General features: G+C 66.5%; 4 protein-coding genes and 3 pseudogenes. 5 read left to right on the top strand and 2 right to left on the bottom strand.

The window, feature by feature from the left end; translation table 11 throughout:
* Positions 1-800 precede the first annotated feature (800 nt).
* Positions 801-1,088, top strand: coding sequence for a transposase (locus ACFYXH_RS42105; RefSeq protein WP_389575072.1), 288 nt, complete (start codon positions 801-803; stop codon positions 1,086-1,088).
* Positions 1,089-1,269: 181 nt separating this feature from the next.
* Here the strand turns inward: ACFYXH_RS42105 and ACFYXH_RS42100 are convergent, their stop codons facing one another.
* Positions 1,270-1,422 (bottom strand): hypothetical protein, encoded by a 153-nt coding sequence (locus ACFYXH_RS42100; RefSeq protein WP_389575069.1) that lies wholly within the window; start codon positions 1,420-1,422, stop codon positions 1,270-1,272.
* Positions 1,423-1,645: 223 nt separating this feature from the next.
* On the opposite strand from ACFYXH_RS42100, the gene ACFYXH_RS42095 reads away from it, so the two are divergent.
* On the top strand, positions 1,646-2,422 hold the full coding sequence (locus tag ACFYXH_RS42095; RefSeq protein ID WP_389575066.1) for a transposase family protein: 777 nt from the start codon (positions 1,646-1,648) through the stop codon (positions 2,420-2,422).
* 108 nt (positions 2,423-2,530) lie between these two features.
* Here the strand turns inward: ACFYXH_RS42095 and ACFYXH_RS42090 are convergent.
* Positions 2,531-3,327: pseudogene (locus tag ACFYXH_RS42090) on the bottom strand (transposase family protein).
* Positions 3,328-3,688: 361 nt separating this feature from the next.
* On the opposite strand from ACFYXH_RS42090, the gene ACFYXH_RS42085 reads away from it, so the two are divergent.
* The 3 genes and pseudogenes from ACFYXH_RS42085 to ACFYXH_RS42075 form a co-directional block, all read left to right on the top strand.
* Positions 3,689-4,225, top strand: coding sequence for a transposase family protein (locus ACFYXH_RS42085; protein ID WP_389575063.1), 537 nt, complete (start codon positions 3,689-3,691; stop codon positions 4,223-4,225).
* A gap of 125 nt (positions 4,226-4,350) precedes the next feature.
* A pseudogene (locus ACFYXH_RS42080) lies at positions 4,351-4,647 on the top strand (IS5/IS1182 family transposase); the annotation flags it as partial.
* A gap of 4 nt (positions 4,648-4,651) precedes the next feature.
* Positions 4,652-5,630, top strand: a pseudogene (locus ACFYXH_RS42075) (hypothetical protein); the annotation flags it as partial.
* Positions 5,631-6,079: the final 449 nt, after the last annotated feature.

Below are 6,079 nucleotides of genomic sequence, written 5' to 3'. Positions count from 1 at the left end.
AGGTCCAGTAACAACGTCGTATCGTTGACCACGCCCGTGGCTCCCAGATGATCGTTCTGCGTCAAGAACAGAAATGATCACCCAGGACCACGGGCGTCCTGCATCCAGGACCGACAACCGCTCCAACCATCACGGACCGTGACGGACAGTCAGCGACTACACCGACACGCACCGCTTAACTTCGAAGACCCGCCATACGGCTGCCGGAGCATCTCCCCGAGCACGGGGCAGGCCGCGCGTTCGGTCCCCGGGCCCAAGCGCTGCGGCAGATCGTCGTGCAGAACCACTACCGCGACGCGGCGCACCGCCGACGACGGCAGGCTGCCGCCTTCGTCCTGCGCGATCGTCCCCCTACGACATCTCCGCCCGCTACGCGCGCCGTGGGCAGACCACCCGCTGGAAGGGGTTCGTCGCCCATCTCACCGAAACCTGCACTCCCGAGGGCGCCCACGTGATCACGGACGTGGCCACCACCGCAGCCACCACGAACGATGCCCAGGCCCTGCCCGGCATCCACACCCGTCTCAAGCACCGCGGCCTGCTGCCCGCCGAGCACCTCGTCGACGACGGCTACACCTCCCTGGTCCACCTGCCACAGGCTGCCCAAGAACACCAGATTACGGTCACCGGGCCACTGCCGGGCAACCCCACCCGCCAGCACCGAAGGAACGAAGGCTTCGGCCGCGACGACTTCCGCATCGACTTCGACCGCCGGCAGGTGACCTGCCCCCCAAGGGCAAGTCAGCAGGGGCTGGCACGGCCCCTACCCGACCTCCTCGCCCACCACCGCCCCGCTGATCGTGGCCCGGTTCACCAAGGGTCAGTGCCAGCCGTGTCCGGTCCGCACCCGGTGCACCACCTCACACGAAAGCGCCCGGAACGTGGGCTTTCCCCCGCGAGAACTCCGCGACCTGCAAGTCCGCGCCCGCACTGATCAGCAGACTCCCGACTGGCAGGCTCGGTACGCGGTCCGCTCGGGAGTAGAGGGCACCGTCAACGAGTTCGCCCACGGACACGGCATGCGCCGCTGCCGCTACCGGGGTAGTCGAAGGCCCACCTGCAGCACGTACTCACGGCCATCGCCGTGAACATCGAGCGCCTCAGCAATCTGCCGCCGACCGGTGAAGCACTCCCGCCCCGGCCACCGACCGCCTTCCAGAACTTCCTCGACAAGCGTGGGATCCCTCGACTGAAATCTTGGCGGGCCGTCAGCGACTGACCTCGCCAGCTACAAGATCCCCGACTGTGAGTCACAGCTAGCCGCCACGGTCAATTGCGTCGGCGCGGATTGGGACGACGACCTTCCTCCATCCACAGCGTCCACACGACGCCGAAGATGCCCAGGGCGCTGATAGCAATACTCAAAAAGATGGTTCCGATCATGGCAGGCCCTTTGCGCTTGTAGATTTCACCAGCAGCCACCCATCCGAGTTGACTTCAGAGACGGCGCCCCATGGCCTCATGATCTCTCCGTCATCAGCGACTAATATCCGCCACATAGGCCATGTTTAGTCCAGCCGCCAGTCGCGATGCAAGGAGGCCTATTCATGGAGGTGCTGTGGGCCAGGTTTCTTGATCGTCAAGACGGCCCTGCTCGGTAGTCTGATGTTTGCGAAGACGTCAGAAATCCACCGGGGCAGGGCCGTTGAGCTGGAACGTTACGACAGGGCTGGACGACGAGCAACTGAGCGGTCTGGTGGCGCGGGTCCACCAGGTACTCCGCGATGATCCCGGTGCCCTGCTGCCGGAGCGGATGTGGGCGCTGGGCCTGTACCGGTCGGTGGTCCTCGTGTTGTACCTGCTGCGGCAGAATCCGGTACAGGAGGCGGCTGCGGAACTGTTCGGGGTGAGTCAGTCGACAGTCTCGCGTCGTTGGACAACGCTGCGGCCGGTGGTCGAAAGAGCCCTGGCCGAGCATGTACCCGACCCTGCCTCGGCCTCTGCCGGCCGTGTTGTCCTTGTCGACGGAACCCTGGCGCCTACCTGGGACTGGGCGAGCGAGGGCACCACGATGTTCTCCGGCAAGCACCGCGACACCGGCTTCAACCTCCAGATCGCCGCCACTCTCGCCGGAGACCTCCTCGCGGTCTCCGCTCCGGTACCCGGGAGCCGGCACGACACCTACGCCTGGCGTCAGTCCAGCTTTCCGGACGCCTTCGCCGACCGGGACTCGATGGGTGACCTGGGCTACGTCGGGACGGGCATGCTCACCGCCCGGCGCAAGCCACCCGGCCGGGACCGTCCCGAGGCCGACAAGGTCTTCAACCAGAGCATCAGCAAGCTCCGTGCCGCAGTCGTCTGGGCGATCGCCCACCTCAAGAACCGGAAAATCCCCGCCGCCCGATACCGTGGCCCCCTCACCGCATTCCCCCACATCGTCAAAACCATCACCGCCCTCACCTTCTACAAGAAGGGCTGGTGAACCCCGTGAATAACCCTCCTGGGATATCTCGGCGCCAGCGGCACCTTCGCCACCGCCCACCGCCGCCGACCGAAAAGCGTACTCACGATCACTGAACCTCTTTCATCCTCAATTTTCGCAGGTGAGGGGGGTGTGGATGGCTGCGACGGTGCGTCCGATTCGGTTGGTTGAGCATCGTGCTCGTCGGAGGATGCGCCAGGATTTGAGCTGTGCGAAGGCGCGTTCGCCGGGTGCTCGCAGTCTGGCGTGGTCGCGGTTGTAACACTTGTACTGGGCGGGCAGCTCGTGGTGCCGGTAGTACGGAGTGCGGACGGTTGAGCCGATGCCCTGGTATGCACGGTCGGCGAGGACCAGAATCTCTCCGGTCAGACAGGCCTGCACGATGCCGTGAACACGGGCCGCGGTCAGATCGTGGGTCCGGCCCGGCAGAGCCCTGGAGAACCACAGCGATGTACCGTCCGGACGGGCGATGACCTGCACGTTCACGCCGTGTCGGCGGTGTTTCACCGAGTAGTACGGCTCGTCGGCGGCGATCCGGTCCGTCGGGATCAGGGTCCCGTCGACGACCACGAAGTCGCCCTCGCCCAGACCTGTCAGGGCCTCGCGCAGCCCCGGTGCCTAGCCGGCCAGGACCTCCGAGGTCTCCTCGACGTATCGCCAGGCCGTTGCCTGCGAGACGCCGATCCCGCTCCGAGCTGGGCGAACGTCTCGTTCCTCCGCAGATGCGCCAGAGCGAGAAGCGCCTGCCTGAAGCACGCCAACCGCCGCCACCGCGAACCGAGTTCACGCCTTCGAGCGCAAAGCAGCCAGGAAACATGCTCGACCAGCCCGTGCGGGACGTCGAGCATGGCAGGATACGGAACCAACGAAGCCCCCGGCGTCGATGTGCTGAGTGGAATCACCACACCAACGACGGGGGCTTCGCCATGTCACCCGAACCCCCGCTGACCAGCCCTTTCACCCCGCAGAGACAGGATGAAAGAGGTTCACTGGAGGTTTTCTCAACGCAATGACGGCGGAATGCGCTGCCGAGCGCCCGGCCTGCGCCCCTGAACGCGGCGTGAAGCCCCTGGTAGGACGGGTTCCGTCATCGAACGTCCGTTCCCCGCAAGGGGCTTCACGTGGTTTCATATTCTGCCATGCTCAACGTCCCGCGTCCCGTGGTCGAGTTACTCGCCCGGCCACCGGCCACCGGCCGCCCACCGTCGGCACATCGGCACTCCGAAGGGTTCACGTGCTCTGGGGCCGTTCCGGCAGTCCGCGTTGGTGTTGCGCTGGATCCGCGACCGCACCTGTGTACACTGCCTGGCCCATGATGCCGGCATCTCGCAGGCCACCGGCTACCGCTACTTCCACGAGGGCATCGACGTCCTGGCAGAGCGGTGCCCTGATCTCCGCGCCGCACCGGAGCGCTGCCGTCTCGCGGGAATGACTCACGTCATCCTGGACGGGACCCTGATCGACTGCGACCGTCTCACCGGGACCACCGAGCGCGGAAACGACCCGTGGTACTCCGGAAAGGGCTGCCGTTTCGCAGGAAACCTGCAGGTCATCGCCACACCGGACGGCACCCCGTTGTGGGTGTCCGGCGTGTCGCCCGCTTCGGTACACGACCTGACCGCGACCCGCCGGCTTGTGTTACCGGCACTGCGCACAGCAATCCGTGACGGCCTGCGGGTTCTGGCCGACATCGGATACATCGGCGCCCCGGGCATCTTCCTGCCCGTCCGCAAACACCCCGACCTGCCCCAGGACCTCGCCCCGGACAACCAGACCTACAACACACTGAGTCTTTCTCAGTAAGCGCCCATCGCTCGCTGTGATCGCGACGTCGGCGCTGCGGCCCGTGCGATCCCCAAGTCCGGGCAGGCGTAAGGCCCCTGGTAGGAACGATCTTGCCACAGAAAGATCCGACCGAGGGGCCTCACGTGTCGACCAGTGTCACATACACCGCCGTGCTCGATGTGAAGCGGTCCACCGCCGAGCACCTGGCCCGACTGCTGCGCGATCACCGCATCGCGGCCAAAACCCGCAAGGGCAGGCGCGCGCTGGGCTGCTTCCGCCAGGCGGTGCTCATCTTGCGCTGGTTCATCGACGGCACCCGCATGTCCCAACTCGCCCGCGACAACGGCCTGTTAACCTCCACCGCCTACCGCTACCTCCACGAGGGGCCGACCGTCCTGGCGGCCGGGGCACCGGACCTCGCGACCGCGCTGAAGCGCGCCGCACAGGAACCCTATCCCGACCATCCTGTACGCGCCCACGTGGGAGGGCTGGGACAACAGCCCGGGCAACACCTCTCTGCTGCTCGCGGGCGAGAACATCGTCCGGCGACTGTTGGAGGCCGAGAAGCCGGTGCGTGTCATCTACAAGCCGCACCCCTTCACCGGCATCCGCAATAAGCAGGCTCGGGCCGTCCACGAGCGGATCGTCGCGATGGTACGGAAGGCCGCCGCCGACCGCGTCGGCGATCTCCGCTGGACGGGCGAGGCCGCAGCCACCGATGCCGCGCAGTCCGCCGCTCGCGCCGATCTGATCCGTATCGCGGCCCGGCTCGCCGAGCTCGGCAAGCCCGGTTACGCGGGCGGCGACGAGGCGGAGGAGTCACGGGGCTCCCTCTCCGCCCCCCAGCGGCTCACCGAGATCAGGATGCTGCAGGCCGAGTGGAACGACGCCTACTGGCGCTGCGTCGGCTGGTGGGAGTACAAGGTCGTCATGGGCAGCGAGCCCAAGCTGTACGACTGCTTCAACGAGTCCGACGGCATGGTCTCCGACATCTCCAGCGTCGTGTCGGACTTCATCGCAAGCGGCAAACCGTACGCCGTGACCGACTCGGCTGAGCTCGGTGTGGAGGAGTTCACGCGGCAGAACACGGCCGTCCGGGCTGCGGTTATCCTCTCCAACAGTGCTGCGGAGCTCGACCAACTACTGGCCGCTGTGGCCGATCCGGCGGCCGACATGCTGGCCGACGCGCGAGACGAGCTGAAGACATACCTGCTCGGGCCTGACGAGCCCACGTCGATCGCGCAGTTCGACGCGGCCGTCCAGGCGCTTGCCGTCAAGGCGGAGGCACGGAAACACCGGTGTGCAGCAGCACGCTGGCCTTGCAGCGATGACGAGGCTGGTGGAAGCAGGTGCTGGCCCAACGCGCGCGGAAGTGACCCGAACGCGATGGCCGCATGGGCGAAGGCGACGCGACCGCAGCTGAACCTTTCCTTTGCGGGTCACTTCATTACGGGTTGTCCCGCGATTGATGATCTTGGTCACGGGTGGGGACATGGCGAAGGCCGCGCGAGTTGTCTGGGGTGTGTTGCTCAGTCAGGCCCGCGCGGCCATGTCTCATCCTGCCTTCTGCGGCGTCTCGGACCAACATCTCGGCGAGTTGGTCGCCGAGCTCGCGCCGCGCTGGGAGGCTCGGTGTGAGTCGGGACGCCGCGTGCGGCGTGAGGGTGCCCGGAAGCGGGCGGCCGGGGCGGGCCCGAGGTACGAGTTCGTTTTCACCGACCGGGTTCTGGTCACCCTCGTGCACCTGCGGACCGGACTCACCTTCGCGGCACTCGGTCTGAGGCGTCCCCCGGAGTGTGGACACGGGGGTTCATGCTGCGAGTGTGAGTTTACGTGCTCTCTGCTGTTGTTGTTCGAACTCGGCTGGCGAGA

Origin of the sequence: Streptomyces sp. NPDC002730 (assembly GCF_042888805.1) — a bacterium.
Lineage (GTDB): Bacteria > Actinomycetota > Actinomycetes > Streptomycetales > Streptomycetaceae > Streptomyces.
This window is presented reverse-complemented; position numbering and strand designations above follow the sequence as displayed.